Raw genomic sequence first — 21,944 nt, 5'->3', positions numbered from 1 at the left:
TCAGGCTCCCACCCATTCCCATTCGGTCTTGCCCCCGTCGCCCTGAATGTGCGGCATCTGCTGTCCCGCGCGTCGCGTGACGAGGCTGGAAAGACGGTACGTGTAGTCTCCGGCCCAAGAATCGGGCACGGTTCGCTCGATCCAGCGCCCGCTGCGCGGACAGGGGGCGCCAGGCTTGCAGACATGCTCGGTGCCTTCGATGTAATCGGACGAAAATGGTTTGGTGCGTGTTGGGGCACTGGCTTCCCATACCCACTGCACCGGACCGTTGATCTCGACACCGTTCGCGGATTCCATCGGCATCCTCACGTTTTCGATGGTGGCAATGTCCCCGGCCTTGAATGGTTTGACCTGCAGGCTGCGGTAACTTGCGCCGGAAATCAGACGTACGGCGCGATACAGGCCATCCTCGGCAAATGTCTCACCAGGTTTCACAGGCTGGTGCGACATGTCGGCGCGGTGCTTCGCTTCCCATTGCTCGCGCTCCTGCGGCGACGAGGGGTAGTCATGGTCGATGGTGATCTGCGTAGCCTTGCTGGGGTTGGAGCGAAAATTAACCTTTCCCATTGTGGCTACGTCGCCTTCGCCAGTAATAGCAGTAAATACCAGCGCATTCATGCGATATGCCCCGCGATCTACCATTACGTTGGGCACTATGAGAAATTTGAATGTTGCCCGGTTGCCCGCCAATATCTCAATCGTCTCATCGGGAAACTCTGACCTATTGACCAGAGGCAAGCCTAGCAGGTCAACGCTCCACTTCTTCTTGCCATCCAGGCTAGCCGCCTCCACGCTAAACGTATCGCCCCATTGACGCTTCCAGTTATCGGGCGTAAACATCTTAATTGGCAGTTTGCCGCTGTTGATGAAGTTCACCGCCACAAGAAAACCATCTTTCTGACGTTCTACGCTGAACACTTGTACATCAAGCTTCACAATTGGGTGACCACTGTGCGCATATTTGTCTCGCGCTCCTAAATAGAAGTGGTCAATCACAGCGCAGAGGTCTCGTGATAACTCGAATGTTTTGCCCTGGTATGTCTTCACTTTGCCCTGCTCCATGCAATTAACGGAGTAGACAGTCGCGGGTTCAATTGCCTCAACCTCACTCTTTGGCCCATTAAGCGCCGACTCACAGAGGGCTGCGTGAATTGCCTCTGCCTGCATCAGATCTTCCGCCGACAATCGATCCTCGATGACACCCACACCGCTGAAATCGTCACGGCTAACCGTATCTGAAAGCCCCACATGAATCTCGCCCGATAGCCAAACTCCGATACCGTTGGTACCGTAATCGTGTCCGCCGAGCCTACTGATTCCGAACCCCGGTTGAGCGGTCAGATCGGTACCGGCAAGAATTTTTTCAGACATAGACATTTCTCCCAAGACGATAAAAAAAACAAATATCAGATGGACGAAAGAAGATTGACCCTGAAGTTTTTGCTTACGAACCATAACCAATCCTCCAAGATAAACCCGTTTTGCCGTGGAAATGACGTCTAATGTATTCCAAATAATATGGATGCACCGTTGCACTTGGAGGCAAGCTTGAATCCAATGGAATCACATTATTACATCCACCACCCATGACATTCTTGTCCGATGATATTTGCCAAACCTCCTTACCCTTAAGGCCATCGCCTTTCACAAAATCAAGTTCATTATTTTTTATGTAATCGCAATGTACCCATCCGCCGTATTCCCAATATTCATCCGGGTAATTAAAAAGATGACCGCACTCATGCGCAATAACGTTGGTAGACGGTTGGTCTTCATTCTCACCCCACGACTTCCCGTCTGCGCGGGCCGCCTGGGGGAATAGGTACACTGATTTATGAATTTTTTTGCCTGCCCCGATATCGCTCGCATCATTCAAACCCAATACTAATTCCACGTTGAAAACGACCGAAACACGCCATCCACATGAAGCGCCTTTCGCACACCCATCCAGAATCAGCTTGCATTTATGCCCGTTCAGCACACTCTCCACATCACGTTTCTTTTTTGCCAAATCAAATTTTTGGCCGACATGGTTACGGTATTCCATAACATATCCAGCATCGAACGGTGCATTTACTCCGCCTGCAACGCCTCGCCAGTGTGCATCATGGTCGTATGGCACCGTTTGCTTTTGGCCATTGGCCCCAGACTTGAACAGTTCGACAGGAATGATCTTGACGCGGACAGTGGCATATAGCGTTTTTTCTTTATCGTCATAACGCAATTCAAAATTCGTTGGAAATTTCGCTCCGCCAATAATCTGATTATGAAACTGGTCAAGCCACGGTGCTTTGTACCTGTCGAGCGCCCTATATGAGCCGGTCTCTGTTTCATCAGTACATTCACTAACAAATCCGGCCATTGACCAGTTACAGGGCGCCGGCTTCGTCAACTTGATCGGTTCCGGATGATCCTCGACCTGCCCCGTTGGCGCGTTGTCCGGATCATTCATTACGGGAGCTGCCTTCTCGACTAACGTATTTCTCCCTGTCTGCGGAAGACCCGGCCCCCATGGATTTCCGTTCTCTTGACTACCTCCCGCAGCTGTCGATGCCACCGATGCCCCATCCAGTGAAGGCGCTGACGGTGGCACAACGCCCCCGTCGCCCAATGCCGTTCCCGGAGCCTGGGCCGGTACAGGGGCAGGCGAGGTCAGCTCAGTGAACTTCGGATTGGTGCGCCATACCTCGCAGTCCGTCGTGAACGGCACGAACCTCGGCGCGAAAGCCGCACCGCCCAGGTCCATCTGGGCAGGCCCCGCCATCTTCAGGCTGCCTGTTCTGAACAGGACGCCACCGCGCGTGCCCGCTTCGATCTTGTCAGGCGTCATGCGGAAATATGAGCCACCTACATTCAGTACGATTTCCTTCGGGGACTTCACATGCACCACGCCGTCAACCGTTTCGACGGTCATGTCCTCCTGGGCCGCGAGCTGCATGGGACCGCGCTGGGCCTGCATGACGACCGCCCCAGCCGATGCAATGAGCTTCATACCCGCCTGCGTGAAAAGTGAAATGACGCCCCGTGCGGCAGCGGTAAGCTGCTTCAGTGTGCTGACGGGGACACCCTTCTTCGCCGTCGCGATGATAGAGCCGTCGGCTGCGAGCTGTACGCCATCACCCGACACGATGCCAACCGGGCCAGGTGCAGTGACAAGCGCACCGGGCTGACGAAGTTCGCTGAGGGCATCGTTAATCGCTTTCTGCGCGCGGGTGTCGGCTGGCGACGCCTTCGACGCTTCGGCGGATTGCGCCAGCGATTCTGCAAGCGCCAGCATTTCCTTGAGCTGCGCAACCGTTTCCTGCATGTCGATCTGACGCCCGCGACCACCCAGACGGCTATACGCCGTCATCATCGCGCCCGCGCCGCCGCGCATAACCGCGGTCTCATCTGTGCGAAGCTCGGCGCCGTTACCGCGCTCGTTCTGGTCGCGATCAACCGAATGCCCAAGGTTCAGTTGTGACTTTCCCTGTTCGGTCGCGAGCTTGATGTGCTCGTGGCCAACGCGGTCCTCGAACTGGAGCGTGTTGTTCCTGCGCGTGCGCAGCGTATTGCGCGTGGCCCACGGGTAGGCTGAATTGATCGGGTCAGTATGCTGCACGGTGTGCAATACCTGACTGATGAAGGGAAGGTCCGGGCAGCCCCACAGGAAGCCCACGGTCACGATCGTCCCTTCGACCAGACCGAAATGGAAACCGGTCTGTCCCGCGCCCGCGAACGGCTTCGCCAGTCGCATCGGGCAGCTTTCCAGTCCAGGTTTGCGCTTGTCCTGATCCGCATGGATGTGCACGATATAGGAGCCCTGCGCGCCCAGATACGGGTCCTTGTACCCGCCCGGCGAGGCTATGGTGCCGGTAATGACCCCCTCGATTCTGGGCCACGTATGTTCCAGCAGAGGCAGCCGGTACAGCCGGTCGGACGGAATGGCCGTGAACTCGACGCGGTAAGGCTGCTTGCGCGATGCGCTGCATCTCACCCGTACCGTGACCAGCCCGTACTCAGCATCGGGCAGTTTCCGGTTCGAGAACTTGAGGGTGCAACTGGGCGCGAGATCCAGCATGTTGCAGGTGCCCCGATACACCACCTGCGCGGCCACTGCCGCCTCGCGGCGCAGCAGCGCTTCTGCCTTCGTCTCATCCTCGCTCAGGTTCGGCGTGCCCCACGTATAAGCCTCGCCATAGGTGGTGCGGTCCTCTCTGATCAGGCTGGCCGCTTCGATCGGTTCTGATAGTGGACGCTCAGTGCTGAACGTGCGCACCTTGTAGCTCGTCGGCAAGGTCGTCGCGTCCATTTCAAGCGAATCGACCGACTCCGCCCCTGAGCTTTCCAGGCCGCTGTGCTGGCGATACGGCACGGCCAGGTCCGGGTCGCGGCGGTAGTGCGTGAAGTCGTCACCAAACCGCACGTTTTCGCAGTGCTTGCCCTCTTCGCAGACAAACCAGATACCCGAGCGGCGGCATAGCCGCGTGATGAAGGTCAGGTCGTCTTCCTGCCACTGCATCACGAATGCGCGCCGGGCATATTGGCGGTACAGGTCGAACTCGAAGCTTCCGTGGATCCTGTCGAAGTCGTGTTCGCGCAGTATCTGCTCGATGATTTCCGGAAAGCTCTTCTCAAGGAAGAACCGGTATTTAGGCGCGTTGCGCAGCAGCGCCAGGCGCGACTCCAGCACAACCTCATAGGTCGTTTCGTCCCGGCTGCTGCCCCGCTGGCTGAAGCCGGTGATGACGCCCTGCACACGCCGCGCGGGTTCCGGCTTGAGCGCTGCGAGCGGATTGAATGGCGGCTGGATCACGAACGCCGCAGGCTTGTTCAGATAGTCAGTGCGCGACAGGTCCGGCTGCTGATGCGTGAACCGGATCTGGTATCGGGTGGGCTCCCCGATGGCCCGCTCACCCTCAAAGGCAAAGATATCGGCAAGCTCGGCACTCCTGGCCTGTGGCATGTCGAGACGGTAGTGCCGGTGCGTAGAACCAGGTTTTTGACTCAAGCCCACTCCTGTTAGAGATTCGCGGAATACCCCGGCAAAACTCTAGTGGACTCTGGAATCGAATCAAATAGGACGGCCTCAGAATCAGGTCATTTTTTGTCAACGCAATTCATTTAGTATTACAAACCGTTAAAGAGATAACTAAATCGCATACTATTGCAGCGTCGTCGTGGATGTCCCCAACTAACTTGCCTCTATCTATCATTCATCTTTCTGGCGGAGTGCAGCGGACAATTCGTTCATGACCACCGTCGAGCGCGCCGCCGCACGCTCCGGCCGAATTTTCCGCCCGCCGCCGGCCGGGCGCGCCTTGTCGGCGCCCCATACAAGTCCTAGATGCGCTTCATCTCTTTCGGCACGCCAATCAGCAGCGCCACACCGCTGACGAACAGCAGCGCAGTCAAGAGATACAGCGCGTTGTCCATGCTGCCAGTGTGTGTCTTGATCAGACCAATCACCCAAGGGCTCACGATCCCGCTCGTAATGCCGATGCTGCTGATCAGCGCAATCCCGGCCGCCGCCGCCGCGCCGGACAGATAACCCGATGGCACAGTCCAGAAAATCGGCAACGCCGCAAAAATCAGCACGGCAGCCAGCGAGAGAATCGCGAGCATCGCCGGAAAGCTGCTCAGATGCAACGTCAGCAGAGACAGCGCGATACCGCCGCCGATCGTGCAAACCGCAAAGTGCCGGCGTCGTTCGCCACGGCGATCCGAGTTGCGCGCAATCAGAATCAGGCCCACCGCGCCGACCGCATTCGGAATCACCGTGTACAGACTGATAGCCAGCACATCGTGAACACCGAAGTCGCGAATCATCAGCGGCATCCAGAAGTTCAGCGTTAGCGAAGCGCAGGTGAGCGAGAAATAAATGAACGCAAAGAGATAAACCCGTGGATTACGCAGCGCTTGCAGGACGGAACGCGACGAATGCGCGTCCGATGAAGCATGGCGGTCTTCATCACGTTGCGCGATCAGTTGCGCCTTCTCAGCGGCGTTGAGCCACGTTGCGTGTTGCGGACCGTCAACCAGATAAAACGCGGCGAACAGGCCGAGTACGATGGCCGGCGCGCCTTCGATCACGAACATCCACTGCCAGCCGAACAGACCCATCACGCCGCCCATATCGCGCATGATCCAGCCGGACACCAGGCCGCCGAGCACACCGGCCACCGCGACGCCGGCAAAGAAGATCGACAGCACAGCAGCGCGCCGCCGCGCCGGATACCAGTAGGTCAGATACAGCACGATGCCCGGAAAGAACCCCGCTTCGAATACGCCGAGCATGAAGCGCAGCACGTAGAAGTGCGTGGGCTTCGACACCAGCATCATGCCGACCGATGCGATGCCCCACAGCAGCATGATCCGCGTAAACGTGCGGCGCGCGCCGAAGCGCGCCAGCAGCATGTTGCTCGGCACTTCGCACAGCACGTAGCCGATATAGAAGACCGCGGCGCCCAAACCGTACATGGCGTCGCTGAAACCGAGGTCGTGCTTCATCTGCAATTGCGCGAAGCCGATATTAATGCGGTCGAGAAACGACACCACATAACAGAGGAATAGAAACGGAATAATCCGCTTCGAAACCTTGCGATATAACAGATCGTCGTGCGCAACGGCGGATGCGCCCAGCGCGGGGGCAAGGGATTGGCTCATCAGTTTTCTCCAAACGTGAGGGTCCAACGGACCCGCTAGGTCCGGCGTCTTGATGCGCCGCGTTTCGGTTTTCTACTGGGACGGCGTGCGACGCAATCGATGCGCTGCGCGCCGTGGTGGATTGCGCGTGGCTCGAATGGCCACGCGCGTACAGCGATTCATTGTTACCACTTGTGCTGTTCGTGCTGTTCGTATCCGCGCTTGTCCTGTTTGTTCAGGCGGCCAGCGGATGCGCATGTGCGCCTTGCACCGAAGCGTCGGTCACGCCTTCGCGTGCGTGCCGCATCGCTTCGAGCAGCGTCGCGTGATCGCCGATATGGTTGGCGAGCAACAGGATCAGTTGCGCATTGGCCGAATGACTCTGCGCATCGTCCAGATCGCGATGCATGTCGATCAGCGCCTCGTAGAAATCGTCGGGGCGGGCGAGATTGGGTTGCGTGTTCAATGCCATGACTGTCTCCTGCTATTTTCTTGGGCCGATGTGCTGTGTGTGTCGGCGAGGTTGCGTGCGCCGCATATTGCGCACCTACCGCGTTCGCCGCGTTTTCGGTCTGCGCCGCCTTCGCTGCGTTTGCCCCGCCTTCAGGCCGTGCCTTCCACGCACAACGCTCGCTTCAACGCACCTTCCACAAAGCTCACGTCGAGTTGCCGCCGGCGCGCGCAGACATGCTGGTCCGGGCGGATCAAATAGAACGTGCCGGGTTTGGCGTCGTAACGCGCGGCTGCAAGACCGTCGATGTCGTGCACGACCTTTGCACCCGAAGCCGCCGCGACCTGCGCATCGCCGCTCGTCACCACGACGAACTTCAGCGGAATCGGCCCGCTGCACAATGCATCCAGCGCAGCTTGCGTCGCCTGATCGATAGCTTGCGAACCGCAGAACAACACGCCCGTGAATTGCTGGCCGAGTTGCTGTAACAGCCATGCCGGTTGCCCCGCTGCATGAACCGGCGCATCGACGCACGACGCGCCCGCAACCATCAGACCGTCGAAGCTGTCGCTGTCCGATGTATTCAGCGGGGAATCACGCAACACCGCCGGCACTGACAGGCGGCCGCTATTGGTCAACTGTCGCGCGAACGGGTGATGCCGCGCGAGCTTCAGCACAGCGTCGCGAAACACGCGGCTAACCGGGCTCTTCGGTGTGATGAAATCGGTTGAGCGCGTGGAGTTGCGGATGTTTTCGTCGGCGGCGAATTCGCGCTCGCTCGCATACGTGTCGAGCAACGCGTCGGAGGCTTTGCCTTCGAGCACCATCGCCAGTTTCCATGCGAGGTTTTCCGCGTCCTGCACGCCGCTATTCGCGCCGCGCGCGCCGAACGGCGACACGCCATGCGCGGAATCGCCCGCGAATAACACGTTGCCGTGCCTGAAACGGTCCATGCGCAAACACGAAAACGTATAGACGCTGACCCATTCCAGCTCAAACTTCGCATCCGGTCCGAGCAACGCACGCACGCGTGGGATCACCCGTTCCGGCGTTTTTTCCAGTACCGGATCGGCATCCCAGCCCAACTGGAAATCGATCCGCCACACGTTATCCGGCTGACGATGCAACAGCACCGATTGATTCGGATGGAACGGCGGATCGAACCAGAACCAACGCTCGGTCGGAAACTCCGCTTCCATTTTCACGTCGGCAATCAGGAAGCGGTCTTTGAATGTGACACCTTTGCTGTCGAGTCCCAACAGATTACGCATCGGACTGCGCGAGCCGTCGGCGGCCACCACATAGCGGCCGCATAACGGGTACTGACCGTTGGGCGTATCGATCGTCAGCGTCACACTGGCTTGAGGAGTGCCAGCCGTGCCGTTCTGCTGCGCGCCGACCACTTTGCTCTTCCAGCGGATCTCGAGATTCGGCAACTCCTGCGCGCGTTCGAGCAGAAAGCCTTCGACGTAGTACTGCTGCAGGTTGATGAACGCGGGCCGGTTGTGGCCCGCTTCCGGTTGCAGATTGAACGTGTAAACCAGTTCATCTTTCAGGAACACCTTGCCGACATTCCAGCTGATGCCCTTGTCCACCATGCGCTGCCCGCAGCCGAGCCGGTCGAAGATATCAAGTGAACGCTTCGAGAAGCAGATCGCCCGCGAACCGGTGGACAACGAACAGTCGTCGTCGACCAGGACGACCGGCACGCCCTGCTGCGCGATATCGATTGCGGTCGCGAGGCCTACTGGCCCCCCGCCGACCACAATCACGGGATAGACCGTCTGATCCGCATCACCTTGCCCGCTTTGTTCACGGCACGGTTGATACTCGAACGACAGCGTCTGATAGTTGATGCTCATCTTGTGTCTCCGTCCTTCTCTGCTCTGCGTGACGCTTTCCGGCATTTCTATGCGGTGATCAGGATTACGATCAGGCTTGCAGCGCGTCCCACATGTCCTTATCGCGCTGCGCGGTCCAGATACGCGGATGCGTGATGCCGCTCGCTTCGTCGAAGGCACGTGAGACGTCGAACGGCAGGCAGTGCTCGTAGATGAACACGTGGCCGAACTTCGGGTCCATCGCCTTGCGCGTGTGCGCCATCGCGGCCTTCAGATCGAGCTTCTGTTCGACGGCTTCGCGGCCTTGCTGCAGCAACGTCGTGACGAAGTCTTTCGTGTAATCGAGGCCCTTGTTGACGTCTTCCGGCGTGGTCAAGGCAGGACCTCGGCCCGGCACCAGTTTCTCGGCCTTCAGCGCGCGCAGCGCTTCCAAAGTAGCCGGCCATTGTTCGAGTTGAGCATCGCCGCAATAGCAGGCTGCGTCGTATTCGACCAGATCGCCGGAGAACAGCACCTTCTGCGACGGCAGCCACACCACCGTATCGCCCTTCGTGTGACCCGCGCCCAGATGCGCGATACGCACTTCGAGCTTGCCGAGGAACAGCGTCATTTCTTTTTCGAACACGAGCGTCGGCCACGTCAGCCCCGGCACCGTTTCGACACCGGCGAACAAGCGCGGGAAGCGTTCGATTTCTGACTTCATATCTGCTTCGCCGCGCTCGACGATCATCTCGTACGTGCCGCGGCTCGCGATCACCTCTTGCGCGCCTTCTTCGAAATACGCCGACGCGCCAAGCACGCGCACGGCGTGGTAGTGCGACAGCACGACGTATTTGATCGGTTTGTCGGTGACGCTGCGGATCTTTGCGATGAGGTCTTGCGCCATGGCCGGCGTGGCGGTGGTGTCGACGATCAGCACGCCGTCGTCGCCGATGATCACGCCCGAGTTCGGATCGCCCTCAGCGGTGTACGCGTAGGCGTTCTCGGACAGCTTGGTCCACGTGACTTTCTTGACTTCCAGGTCTGCCTGGGATGCGAATGCCTTTGCCATGCTTGTCTCCCTCAAAAGTTGGACGTGAGGCGAGACGGCAGACTGCGCGTTCAGATTCAGATGCGCGGGCTGGCGGTATTGGAGCTTGTCTCGCCCCGTTTTGACTCTGTGACTGCACCGGTATGTCGGGGTGAATGCATCTTATGGCCGGGCCAGTTTATTTGTCAATAGCTAAATGTATCGCTATACGCAAATCTCCGAGCGACTAAGATGAGGACAGGAAGGCGCGGGCTTTCGCGCAGGGCATCGGCTAACATGGACCCTTTTTACGGACGAGCGCGGGTGTGAGCAAAGCAGCGAAATCGGCCACCGGCAAAGGCGCGGGTGGCAACGAGACGGCAGATGGCGGCAAGACGCAGCGCGGGATTCAGAGCGTCGAAGTGGGCGGCCGCGTATTGCTGGCGCTCGCGCAGGCACGCAGTCCGCTCGCTTTGTCCGATCTCGCCACCGCCGCGCAGATCGCGCCGGGGCAAGCCCATGCTTATCTGGTCAGTTTGAGCCGCTTAGGTCTGATCAAACGTGACGAGCTGTCGGGCCGCTATGAACCCGGGCCGCTGTCGTTGCGGCTTGGATTGATGCATCTGGAGAACCAGCCGGCGTTTCGCGCAGCCGTGCCGCGCGTGGCGGCTTTAGCCGAGGCGATCGGGTTCAGCGTCGCGATCTGTATTGCCGGGCCGCAAGGGCCGACCATCGTCCGCTATGAACATGCGGGCTTTCCGTTGCATGTGAATCTGCACGTGGGCACGGTGATGTCGCTGCCGGCAACGTCGACAGGTCGTGTGTTTTGCGCTTATCTGCCACGCGGGGCGCTGGAGGGGATGTGGGCGAACCAGTCGGGCGCTGCGAGCAACGCGATGACGCCGCCCGCCGAACGCACTGCTTTCGAAGCGGTTTTAGATGCAATCCGCGCACGCAGGTTGGAATGCAGCGTCGATGCGCCGAGTCCAGGCATCAGCAGTTTGAGCGCGCCGGTGCTCGATGCGAGCGGCCGCTTGTGCCTCGCACTGACCGTGATCGGCTCAACGGGCGCGATCGACGTCACCGCTGATGGCCCCCTCGCTCGCGCGCTGCTTTCCGCCACTCATGACATCAGCGCCGAACTTGCGGCAGCACCTTCCTTGTTAGCCTCTTCCGCATCGTGACCGACTCTCTCGACACCTCTCATGCCGGCTCCGGCGCTGCTGCCGCTTCCACCGCTTCTGCCGATGCAAAGCCGCAGCGCGGGATCCAGTCGCTCGATAGCACGGGCGAGTTACTTGGCGCATTGGTTGCGGCCGCGCGGCCATTGAGCTTGCGCGACCTTGCCGCGGCTGCGGGCATGCCGCCGGCCAAAGCGTTTCCGCATCTGGTGAGTCTGCTTAAGATCGGTTTGCTGAACCGCGATGCTGCTGGCTGTTTCGAAGCCGGGCCTTTAGCGCTGGAGCTTGGGTTGATCGGCTTGCAGCGTTTGTCGCCGACGCGGGAGGCTGAGCCGGAAGTGGTCGAACTGGCGGCGTCGACGGGAATGAGTGTCGCGATGGCGGTACTCGGGCCGCTCGGGCCGACCGTCGTGCGTCTGGAAGAGTCTGCGCGGCCGCTGCATGTGAGCTTGCGGGTCGGCACGGTGATGTCGCTGGTGAATACGGCGATCGGGCGGGTGTTTGCCGCGTATGTCGCCGATGACGTGCGCAATGGTCTGTTGGCGCAGGATCATTTGCGGCTGGCGGGAGCTGAGGCGAGGGAGATTTTTGCGGGGGCTACGGCTGCGGCGGGGAAAGCTCCCGCGTCGTGCTCCTCGTCGATGGAAAAAGCAGCTGACGGTCCCACGACGACCGCAGGTCGCAAAGATGCCGCGCCGTCGCTACCGCAGATCAACCAGGCTTACGGACAACGTCTCGCGCAAATCCGTGCAGATGGCATCGATACCGCATTGAGCCGGCCAGTGCCGGGCATCAACACCCTGGCCGCGCCGGTGCTGGACCATACCGGCAGCATCTGTCTGGTGCTCGCGCTGATGGGGCCGAGCGGCAGCTTCGACAGCGAGCTCGCGGGCGACCCAGCGCAGACGTTGCGCGCCGCCACCCTGAGGTTGTCGCGGCGGTTTGGATGGATGGCGGTAGCAGACGGGGCCTGAAAATCTGCCTCAACGAGGGAATGTAATCGTTTTTCCATGAAACCGGCACTTTGTAATCGTTTTACGCGCCCAGTAATCGAAATGAAGCGCAGACGCCGTATAATCGTTTTTCCAGAAAACACGCGTTTTGTAATCGTTTTGCGAGCCGAGTAATCGAAACTACGCAAAACTGAGCGAAACAACGTGTCCTCGCGAGCGTCCCCGCCACTCCGGATCGAAACTCATGCCGCAGATCGGTTATCAATGGCTATCCAACACGTACCGCGTCGTACCGGTCCACCCGTTCGCCGTTCAAAGTGAAATCGGCCGGATTCGCTCTACGTCCACCGACGGTGACATCCGCCGCGAGGTTTACCCCGAACGCTATCGTCCGGCCGCCAGCCTGACCGACAACCTGACTTTCGCCTTCCGGCACGAGGGCATTCACCTGGAATTCCTCGCCCGGCTCTATGCGCAGCAACCGGTGCGCCACGAACTGGAGGCATGGATCGCCCGCGAACCCACAGGCGCGTATGCCCGCCGCGCCTGCTTCTTTTATGAGTGGTTGATGCCGGAGCCGTTAAACGCGCCGGGCGTCTCCCGGGGAAACTATGTCGATGCATTGAATCCCGAGGACTTCATCGTCGGCACGCCGGTGAACAACGCGCGTTGGCGTGTGCGCGACAACCTGCCGGGTAATCGGGATTTTTGCCCGGTGATTCGACGTGTCGACGCGGTTCAGCGCGCCGAAGCTTACGACCTTGCGGCACCGCTTGCCGAACTGGAAGCGGCCTATGGCATCGATCTGATCTTGCGCAGCGCCGTCTGGCTGACGGTCAAAGAGAGCCGCGCGAGCTTTCTGATCGAACACGAGCAGGACAAAGAGGATCGAATCCGCCGCTTTGCCGCGGTCATGGAAAGCGAATGCGGACAACATGCCAATCCTTTCGACGCTGAAACGCTCGACGTCTTGCAACGCGGCATCCTGGGGCAGTCGGCCCTGCGCTACGGCATCCGCCGCTCCCCGGTGTATTTGGGACACATCGCACGCTATCAACCGGTGGTCGACTACATCGCGCCGCATTGGAACCACATCGAGACGATGCTGGCAGGGCTTAGCCGCTTCCTGGAACGTACCGCAGGGGGGGCGTCGATCGTGCGTGCAGCCGCGGCATCGTTCGGTTTCGTCTATGTGCACCCTATGGCCGACGGTAACGGCCGCATTTCGCGCTTCCTGATCAACGACATTCTGCGTCGCGACGGCGCGGTGCCTGCGCCAATCATCTTGCCGGTATCCGCCGCGATCACCCACAGCACGCGCGATCGTGCCGCTTACGACAAAGTGCTCGAACGCTTCTCGCGCCCGCTGATGAAACACTATGCGGACCAGTACACGTTCGGCAAGACCGAGATCGCGGAAGACGGTGTCGAATACAACCTGCACTTTCGCGCCTATGACGACGCGTTGCCCGCCTGGCGCTATCCCGATCTGACTGCACACGTCATCTATCTGGCTGACGTGATCGACATGACGCTAACGCATGAAATGCGCACCGAAGCGCGCTTTCTACATGCCAACGACTCAGCACGGCGCGCCATCAAGGAATTTCTCGAGGCGCCAGACAACGATCTGGACGGCATCATTCGCAGCGTTCGGCAGAACGGCAACAGCGTGTCGAACAACTTGCGCAAGCGCTATCCGCTGTTTGACGAGCGGCCGGAGTTGAGTGCGCAAATCGTGAAGGCTGTCACCGAAGCATTTTCGGACGAGAACGATCGCTAGGCTCTGTCCCCGCCCCCTCGCTCCGGGTGCAATTCATCGTGCAACGCCATAAAAAACGACGCGAAAACGCTGCCGCGCGTTGAATATCTTGTTGACTCGGCCCCAAGGGCCAACTCCATGATGGGAGTGGTCAGCAAACCAGGAGGTGCCACATGACTTGTTCCACCGCATTTTTCACCGCGTCCGAAGCTGCCAGGCGACTCGGTGTTTCAACCAAAGCCCTGCGACTCTACGAACAGCGAGGGTTAGTGACGCCAGAACGCACCGCGGCCGGGTACCGGACCTACGGTCCCAACGAAATGTCTCGCGCTGCGGAGATCGTGGCCCTGCGCGCGCTTGGCCTCAGCGTTGCCCAGGTGTCACGCGTGCTGGAAGGCGACCCGCAAAGCCTGGAGTCCGCTCTGGCTGCGCACGAGGCGACGCTCGAAGGCGAAATTCGCCGGCTCGTGAATACGATCGACAAGGTCCGAGGGCTTCGGGCTGATCTTGCCCGAGGTCAGGCGCCGGCAGATGGAGAATTGACGCGCCTGCTCAACCCTTCGTCCGAATTCAGCACGGCTTTTGAGCTCCCTTGGCCGTGGGGTGGCGAACGGTTCGAACTGCGCGAAATCCGCCCGCTGAACTACATCGTCGGTCCTTTGGGAAGCGGTAAGACACGGCTGGCGCTATGCCTGGCTGAGAAACTACCGAATGCTGCATTCCTCGGTCTCGAACGGATACACGATGGACATGCCGTGGCCTTAAGCCGCCCCGAAGCCGATCCAACGCTCAAATCGCGAGTGGATCAGACTCTCGCGTGGCTCATCGACGAAGGCGCTGCGGAATCGGAAGCGCTCATCGCTCTGCTCGTCGGACTGGAATCCGAAGGGCCCGGCGCGCTTGTGGTCGACATGGTGGAGCAAGGACTGGATCAGGCCACGCAGGAAGCGTTGATCGTTCATCTGCGTCAACGCGCCAAAGCAGGGAGCCGCCCGCTGTTTCTGATGACGCGCTCTTCAGCAATTCTCGATCTGGCCGCAATGGGTCCCGACGAGTCCGTGATTCTCTGCCCTGCCAATCACAGCCCGCCGACTCAAGTCGCGCCCTACCCGGGATCGCCCGGATATGAGGCGGTCGCGACGTGTTTAGCCTCGCCGGACGTTCGAGCGCGGACGGCCGGCACGATTGCCTGGCGTCCTTGAAACAGTTGCTTTTTAAAATAAATCCATCAGCGCGGACCCAAAACATACCATACTACTTTTTTTGCTTCTTCATCGTATACTCCCACCCCTCCCTCATATAGGCCTATATTATTCCACACTTCTATTTCGCCATCATAAGAGTCAGGGCCATAAAATATTCCATAAAAATCAGGAGTCGATAAATTAAAATCGACCTTCGCATCCATTTTCGAAATGAAAGGCAATTTAATTACAGTATCTGCGGGGATTTTTTTATTTATATCGACATTGTCCTCGATGACGGCACTCCTGGCAAACTCCACCTTGTTCTTGATTGCCCCGCATTCCTCGAGAATACGCAGGTCTCTGTTTAAATATGCCAATTGCCTGGCATGCCCCCTATAATACAACTGCTGCACGGCAATTGACCTTAGAGTATCCCCCGGGCGAGTCAAGTATAAGCCAGGAAGCTTTAATTTAGCTTCCGCCGGAATATAACCATCCGCTGGTCCGCCGGGCGGCAAAAGCTCTCTGTTTTCGAACACCAGATCCGCCGTCTCCGCAACCGAATTGTACAATTTTCTTGAAACATCGGTCGCTTTCATTCTCGTCGGGGTTTGATAAAACAAATCCCCCTTATCATAGTCCAGAAGAATAATCTCATTAGAGGGAGCGACGTATTTCACGGCCTTCCTGACCGAATCAACGGCTTCCGGGCCTAGCGTGGGGGCTTGCTTCGCTTTGGGCGTAGTCGGCACGACCGTCGTCGTTGTAGAGAGCTTTATCCATTCTTCGTGATATTGACTGAATAATGCCAGCCAGTAACTGACAATCCGGCGAGGTGAATCGTGGGGTGTACTCTTAACAACTAGTTTGTCAGCAATTTTCTCAATCCGTTGCAATAGTTCCGACTTTGCAAAGCCTGTGGGATCAATCCCATATTTCGCCAAAATTAATATCGCTAATCGGCGCATAAATCGCCCGACTGCCGCGGCCGAAATATCTGCCTCCGTGTAATTAACCTTATCGACCACCGTCATATTGTTTAAGGTTGCGGCAATTTTTGTACCGCTTGTCACTTTTCGTATAAACACAGACAATTGATCTTCCTGCTGCAAATTCAGATCGCTGTCAAGTAAATCCATCGCAACTTGCAGGGCAACCAGGTAGAAGAAAACATCAAGCAAACTAATAGTACTATCTTTACCATACACGGGAAAAACGACCCTGGCCCTATCCAGAATATTTTCCTCAGTGGTTAATTTATCCAATAATCCGTCATTCCTGCCAACCGCATCATTAATTGGCAATGCGCCTCCCTCAGCGGGGACAAATGAATCGTAAATATCACTATCAACGACCCGATTTTCATCCGCCTCCGCAGCGTTGGAAATAGAGGTTATCTGATACCTAACATCACTCCCTTTCGAGAACATAGTTTCAACAAAACTATAGTACTTTTTGTCGCGGCCATTAGCATAGACAGAAAAAGCATCGTCAACCGCCACTGATTCAGAAATTCCATCATTATCTTCAATCGAAAATTTGTACGTTAAATTACCAATTTCATTATTTATTTTTTTCACCGATAATTTTACACGCTTACCTTTTATCTTTGCAGACAATTGAATTTCTGAAACGTAGTTTGCCTTCGGCAATATCTTCAATACCGCTCCAGACTGCCAGAGTTTTGCGCGATTCCACCGGCTACGCCTATAAGGGCCAATCAGCATCTTTTCTTTAAAAGGCGCCTCCCCATCTGAATCGCCTACCAATCCTTCATTATACTTATTGAATAATCCCAACCAACGACCAACAGTCCGATGGGGCCTGGTGGAAAAAAACGGAAGATGGCCTATTTGATAAGAAATCCGCTCCAGATTATGCAGAGTGTTTAACTCCGAAAACTCATCAAGATCAATCCAATAGTCCTTCCGCAAAATTAATCTTGATAACCGGCACATAAACCACCCAATTGCGGTGATTGAAAGATCATCTCTACTGTAGGGATACTCATCAACCCGCACCATTGCATTTAGCCGAGCGGCAACTTGCGCGCTACTCGCGACGAGATTCATAAACAAAGGCAATTCATCCACTCTGCTCAAAGCCAGAATATCATCGGCATCACCTGGCGCCTGGCTGATCAGATAGAAAAAAACATCTATTAGCGTCAGCTTATCCCGCTCGTCGCCTGGCAAAAAGGCCTTCCTGGCACTGTCTTGAATCCGCTCTGACGCAGTCAATTTATCCAAAAGGGCATCGTTTTCGCCTACAACGTTGTCTTTATCTAATACTCCTACGTCAATCGGCAATGGCAGGATATCGTAAGCGTTAGAAGTAAATACCACACCCTCATTTTCCGTTTTTTCCACGTGACCGTGGACAATCTGGAATTTAATATCCTCCCCTTCTGTGAAAATATTCTCGACGGAATTCCGATATTCATTATTATTCGGATCCATATAGACAGAAAAAGCATCGTCTAAACCCGTCCGCCTAACTACTTTTTTTCCGTCGTCCGCACACAAGCTGTACTTCAACTTGCCCGCGGCATCAAATCTCTTCACCACCGCAAATATCGTGAGCTGCTTTTCTATCGTGAGCTGCTTCTCTATACTGGCAGTCAATTGAATTTCTCTAATGTCATCTGCCCTCGCCGACAACTTGTCCGTCCTCGCAAACAGCTTTAATACTTCTCCAGTTCGCCATAGCACTTCGCGGTTCCACAGGCTACTCTCATAGGGGCCGATCAGAATACGCGGCGCTTGCTCGGGTGTAGCAGTTGGCGTCACGCCATACCCTAATTCATCTCGATAGTCGTCCGGGCGTCCGCTGACTGTACTGAACTCACTAGTCCATATCGCATTGCCGACGCTTTTTACGTTAAAAATCATATTAGCAATGGCATCAATAAACTCATCGTCAGATGTATCATCACCGATCTCGCTTAATACCAACGAAATTCCCGAATAATCAGATGCAGAAATTTCCGGATATCTTTTCTGGAAATTTGCCATTGACACACCGCCACCGACTAAACGGATGATATTCTGCAAAAACGACGCTGCGGGATCAATTCCTCCCCGCAATTCTCGGATAGCCTGCCTCAGTTCAAATATTTTCTCTGATAAATTATGCAGAATCTGGTATATCTGATCTTTAACCTTACTCTCCCCTCCCCCCAAAAACACAGCATCGCCATTCGGATGCATTCTCTGATAGTCCCCATTAACTTTCCCTTTATACGACTTTATTTTAAATCCAGCGTCGAATTTATCCGCCAGCCTCGCAGCACTGGAGTATTGTCCACCCCGGGCTCCATAACATGATTTTAATGAAATTCGCTTTATGTCAGTCGGAGCGAATCCCTTATGATAGGCGAGCCCGCGTATTATGTGGTATAGCTCATCAATAGTCAGATGGTTGATATTAAACGGAGCACCATGACTATCGATCAATAACTCACCAGAATATCTGTCGAAAATAAAACTCCCGTCTTTTCCTAATAGTTGAATTACCCTATTTTGACCACCCTCTTCTGCTGTCCCTGCAAGGGTACTGCCCCGGGGATATCCGACACGAATCTCTACTGCGGGCTCGACCATGCCAGCACTAGCCCCTCGTCTCAGGAACTTACCATCGACAAATTTCCCAAACTCTTCCGCCGTAACAATACTTTTACCGGGTCCTAAAGCAGGGTCCATATAATCATTTTTCATTCCGGCAAAGCGCCCATTTCCAACGCTCACCGCGACATGTTTTAATTGTGTCCTCCCGCCTGTCGCCTCTGAAAATACAGCTAATTGACCTTCCGGAATATAATTTAAATCCTGACTATCGTTGATTACTCTAGCACTTCTACTTTTGAAGAGATCGTCGATAGAAACATCGGCCGTATTTTGAGCCAGTTTTCTCGCGATCTGTTCCAGATCAGATGCCGCCCGAGCATCGATAACATTTGAATTTTTCAATACCTGTGTGACGAAATCCCAGCAAACACCAGTGCAGATTCCCTTGGCTGTCGATTGAGTCAACTCTCTGGCAGATTTCAGTATGGAAGATTTAGACTCGCGCAATGTGATAAAGCCGCCACCTATTACTAATGGTGAAGTTCCAGTACTGACATCGTCAATTGAGCGACCTGCATTGATAAGCAATCGGTAAGAGAACAGGTTACGATAAGCAATAGATATTTTTAGTCGCTTGATAATTGCGCTAGCACCCATGCTGACCCCAACACCTGCGGCTTCAAATAACAAACTCAGAGCTGCCTCAAATAAATGAGCCTCTTTTTTGTCGGGATCGTCAGCAACAGCCATTTGCAACAGCGGCGGGACAATCCCTAACGCCGCCCCAATAGCAAAACTGGCCAGCATCCCCAAGGGGCTAGCGACGATGGAGACGAACAGCGCCACCACCTTCACAATTTCCAGCAAATTGTTCAAGAAAGCTTCCAGGTTAGAGGTCGCCAGCAAATCGGCCTCATTAGCAAGACGATCGATATAATCTGCGTAGTAAGAGTATTCTTTTACCGCAACTTTTTCGTAACGGAGAAACCTGACATGCCCTATCACACCTACCCTTTCCGACTTTCTCTGAACTTTGGCAAGGGGATCGGTCGAATGCCGCAACATCCATCCCCATAAACTTTCATCGCGATTAAATCCAATATTGTACAAATCCTCAGAATCAAATGTACGGATCGATTGATCCAATAAAGATATAATATCGATCCCTCCAGCATCATTTATATGATGAAGCAGACCCATCAGCTTGTTCCCCGCGTATTTTATTTCACTAATGCCGCCAGCCTTCATTAATAATGGATTTATGTTCGCCCGCGCCAAAAGATCAAAATCAGCCTTAATATTTTTATTAGCTCTCCATCGATCTGTTTTTGCAAGATACAGGCTCTGCAAATCAACAGATAGCAGATAAATTACCAATTTAGAGTAATTGTCATCTTTATTTTTAACAAAATTTACAACTATATCTCTTTTATTAAAAATAATCTCGCCCAATGTGAATTCATCCGTCCACTCCCTCCCTCTCGGAAGCGGCAGACCGAGCATTTCCCCTCTTTTTACCTTGAAATCTATGCTTATTTTTTTATCAATCTTCAACTTCCCGGAAATTCCCAATTCTTTTGCTTTTTCATCAATTAATTCCTGGGCATAAGTATAAATATCCACCAATTTCTCTTTCTCGATATTTGCCTTTGCCTGTCGAAGCAATTTCATTCTGTCTATTACGTTTCTGACATCCTCAATCTCCTGACTAATACCCAACACCGCAGACCGCGCATTATTGTCAATGATCTCGGGCCAAAAGATAGCTACGTTATCTGTTTCGTGCCGAGGAGAATTTCCGGGGGTAATTTTATAGTGCTTATATTTAGAATATTCCCCAAACGCTATTTGTTGAAGACTGAAATATACCTTTTCTATCTCCCCTTCCTTTAACGTATAATCTACCGCTATCCGGCTATCATAAAGCAATGATTTTCCGATAATTTCAGCAAGTCGCTTGTTAACATAGCTAATATTGACGTACTCCTCTTCGGTTTGAGGAAAGGTAATGTTGGGGATTGGATTTTCATTGATTTGTTGGCTCGCATCAACCAAAGCCTTGATAAGGATTTCGGATGTTTGAATCGATAGTTTGTATTCGTTGATTTTGCTATCGCCAATATATTCCGGTTTATTTTTTGCGCCCTGGCAAGGTCGAATTGGCTATCAGCCAGCTTCGAGTTAAGTTTATCCAACAGCACCTTAACAATATGTCTTTCTCCCGCTATACCGATTGGTATCCCTTGATGGTATTCATCGGAAATCAGGAGTTGCTCATCCTGCATGCTATTTAGTGCGGCGAGATAGGTTTGTATTTTATAGTCGGAATGCCCGGCATCGTGCAACGCATAGCGCAGGTAGGTTTTCAGAATATTAGCCGGCCAGAATGTCTCGATAGTTTTGAACAGTTGCCCTCTGGCAAGACTTCGATAATAAGGAATAACCTGAGACTTATAATCCCTGAACAGGGTTTTAATCACCAGGTTGCGCACCCCGTTAAGCGCTAGCAGCCCTTCAAGATTGGAGTAGTCATTTTTCTTGATTTCCTCAATGATGAAGGCCTGCAGGGTCAACATCATCAGATCCAACTCCAGCAAAAACGCGTAATTATTTTCTGTTTTCTTCATCAACTCCGACATTCTAAATAGAGTAGGTTGCAGCTTGTCCATCAGGTGATTAAAGAACTGTTTTAGCCAGGAAGTACCTAGTTCTGCTGCCAGCTCCAGCGTGTACTTTCGTATATTGTCCTGTTGTTTTTCGACTGGTACAGTAGCCGAGTCTGCTGATAGATGACGGGCTGTAAACCTTGAAGGTAAATCAAACGCCTCGTCGAAACGCTCATCAGCTGCAACGTCAATAAACGAAACCTGATCCACCGCCTTATCGACATTAACCCATTGCCGGTCCATTACATATTTTTTGAAAAAGTACGCTGTAGCGGCCAGCCCCACGAGCAACGCCACCCCGAGTGCTAGCTCCTCGGGATTTTCGTTCACCCGACGCCATGCACCAGTGAGTCCCTTACTGGCTCGTCCTGTAAGGGTATTGGCTTCAGATCGCTCATGATCTTGCTCTGCGGAGGCGGGCGGCAAGTCGGTCGTTTCTTCCTGGGGCAGTAAATTGCCCTGTTCAGCGGGTATGGGCGTTACAGACTCGGTGGCCACTAGCTCCATCGGAATAGATACGCTCTCATTCGGCGCGACAGGGTCGTACCTGGTCGCGTCCGGTACGATGTCCTTTGCTGCTTTGTGTTTCTTGTAAATGACAAAGGCCGCTATTACCGAGAAAAAATAGACGGGCAGCGCAATGAGGAAAATTTTCTTCTGCTTGGCAAGTGCGCTATCTCCCCAGATGAAGTTTTCCATTTCAG

The 21,944-nt window shown here is 54.9% G+C and carries 11 protein-coding genes; 4 read left to right on the top strand and 7 right to left on the bottom strand.

Going from position 1 to position 21,944, the window contains the following annotated elements:
* From HHL24_RS01655 to HHL24_RS01630, 6 genes are all read right to left on the bottom strand, one after another.
* A complete protein-coding gene (locus HHL24_RS01655) occupies positions 1-1,455 on the bottom strand; it encodes a hypothetical protein (RefSeq protein ID WP_169483653.1) in 1,455 nt (484 codons plus the stop codon).
* Positions 1,445-4,996 carry a type VI secretion system Vgr family protein gene (gene vgrG / locus HHL24_RS01650; RefSeq protein ID WP_407947462.1) on the bottom strand — a complete coding sequence of 1,184 codons (3,552 nt, stop codon included), beginning with the start codon at positions 4,994-4,996 and terminating at the stop codon, positions 1,445-1,447. Before vgrG ends, HHL24_RS01655 begins: the two co-directional genes overlap by 11 nt.
* Before the next feature lie 326 nt (positions 4,997-5,322).
* On the bottom strand, positions 5,323-6,645 hold the full coding sequence (locus tag HHL24_RS01645) for an MFS transporter (protein ID WP_169483652.1): 1,323 nt from the start codon (positions 6,643-6,645) through the stop codon (positions 5,323-5,325).
* Between the two features lie 214 nt (positions 6,646-6,859).
* The gene (locus HHL24_RS01640) at positions 6,860-7,096 is read right to left on the bottom strand and encodes a DUF2783 domain-containing protein (RefSeq protein WP_169483651.1); all 237 of its coding nucleotides are present in this window, start codon (positions 7,094-7,096) and stop codon (positions 6,860-6,862) included.
* A gap of 131 nt (positions 7,097-7,227) precedes the next feature.
* Positions 7,228-8,937: an FAD-dependent oxidoreductase gene (locus tag HHL24_RS01635; protein WP_169483650.1), complete on the bottom strand. Its 1,710-nt coding sequence runs from the start codon at positions 8,935-8,937 to the stop codon at positions 7,228-7,230.
* Positions 8,938-9,007: 70 nt separating this feature from the next.
* The gene (locus HHL24_RS01630) at positions 9,008-9,967 is read right to left on the bottom strand and encodes an MBL fold metallo-hydrolase (protein WP_169483649.1); all 960 of its coding nucleotides are present in this window, start codon (positions 9,965-9,967) and stop codon (positions 9,008-9,010) included.
* A 284-nt stretch (positions 9,968-10,251) separates the two neighbouring features.
* Between HHL24_RS01630 and HHL24_RS01625 the strand changes: the two genes are divergently transcribed.
* The 4 genes from HHL24_RS01625 to HHL24_RS01610 all read left to right on the top strand — a co-directional run bounded on the left by HHL24_RS01625 (position 10,252) and on the right by HHL24_RS01610 (position 15,023).
* Positions 10,252-11,109: an IclR family transcriptional regulator gene (locus tag HHL24_RS01625; RefSeq protein ID WP_169483648.1), complete on the top strand. Its 858-nt coding sequence runs from the start codon at positions 10,252-10,254 to the stop codon at positions 11,107-11,109.
* Positions 11,106-12,080, top strand: coding sequence for an IclR family transcriptional regulator (locus HHL24_RS01620; protein WP_169483647.1), 975 nt, complete (start codon positions 11,106-11,108; stop codon positions 12,078-12,080). Before HHL24_RS01625 ends, HHL24_RS01620 begins: the two co-directional genes overlap by 4 nt.
* Positions 12,081-12,303: 223 nt before the next feature.
* On the top strand, positions 12,304-13,842 hold the full coding sequence (locus HHL24_RS01615; protein WP_169483646.1) for a Fic family protein: 1,539 nt from the start codon (positions 12,304-12,306) through the stop codon (positions 13,840-13,842).
* Between the two features lie 152 nt (positions 13,843-13,994).
* Entirely contained in the window at positions 13,995-15,023 is a 1,029-nt protein-coding gene (locus HHL24_RS01610; RefSeq protein WP_169483645.1) for a MerR family transcriptional regulator, read from the top strand.
* Positions 15,024-15,049: 26 nt separating this feature from the next.
* Here HHL24_RS01610 and HHL24_RS01605 read toward each other — a convergent pair whose 3' ends face one another.
* Positions 15,050-20,629: a hypothetical protein gene (locus tag HHL24_RS01605; protein WP_169483644.1), complete on the bottom strand. Its 5,580-nt coding sequence runs from the start codon at positions 20,627-20,629 to the stop codon at positions 15,050-15,052.
* Between the last annotated feature and the right edge of the window lie 1,315 nt (positions 20,630-21,944).

This window comes from Paraburkholderia polaris (assembly GCF_012927345.1).
GTDB classification, from domain to species: domain Bacteria; phylum Pseudomonadota; class Gammaproteobacteria; order Burkholderiales; family Burkholderiaceae; genus Paraburkholderia; species Paraburkholderia polaris.
Note: the sequence above shows the minus strand (reverse complement) of the source record. Positions and strands in the feature narration are given on the sequence as shown.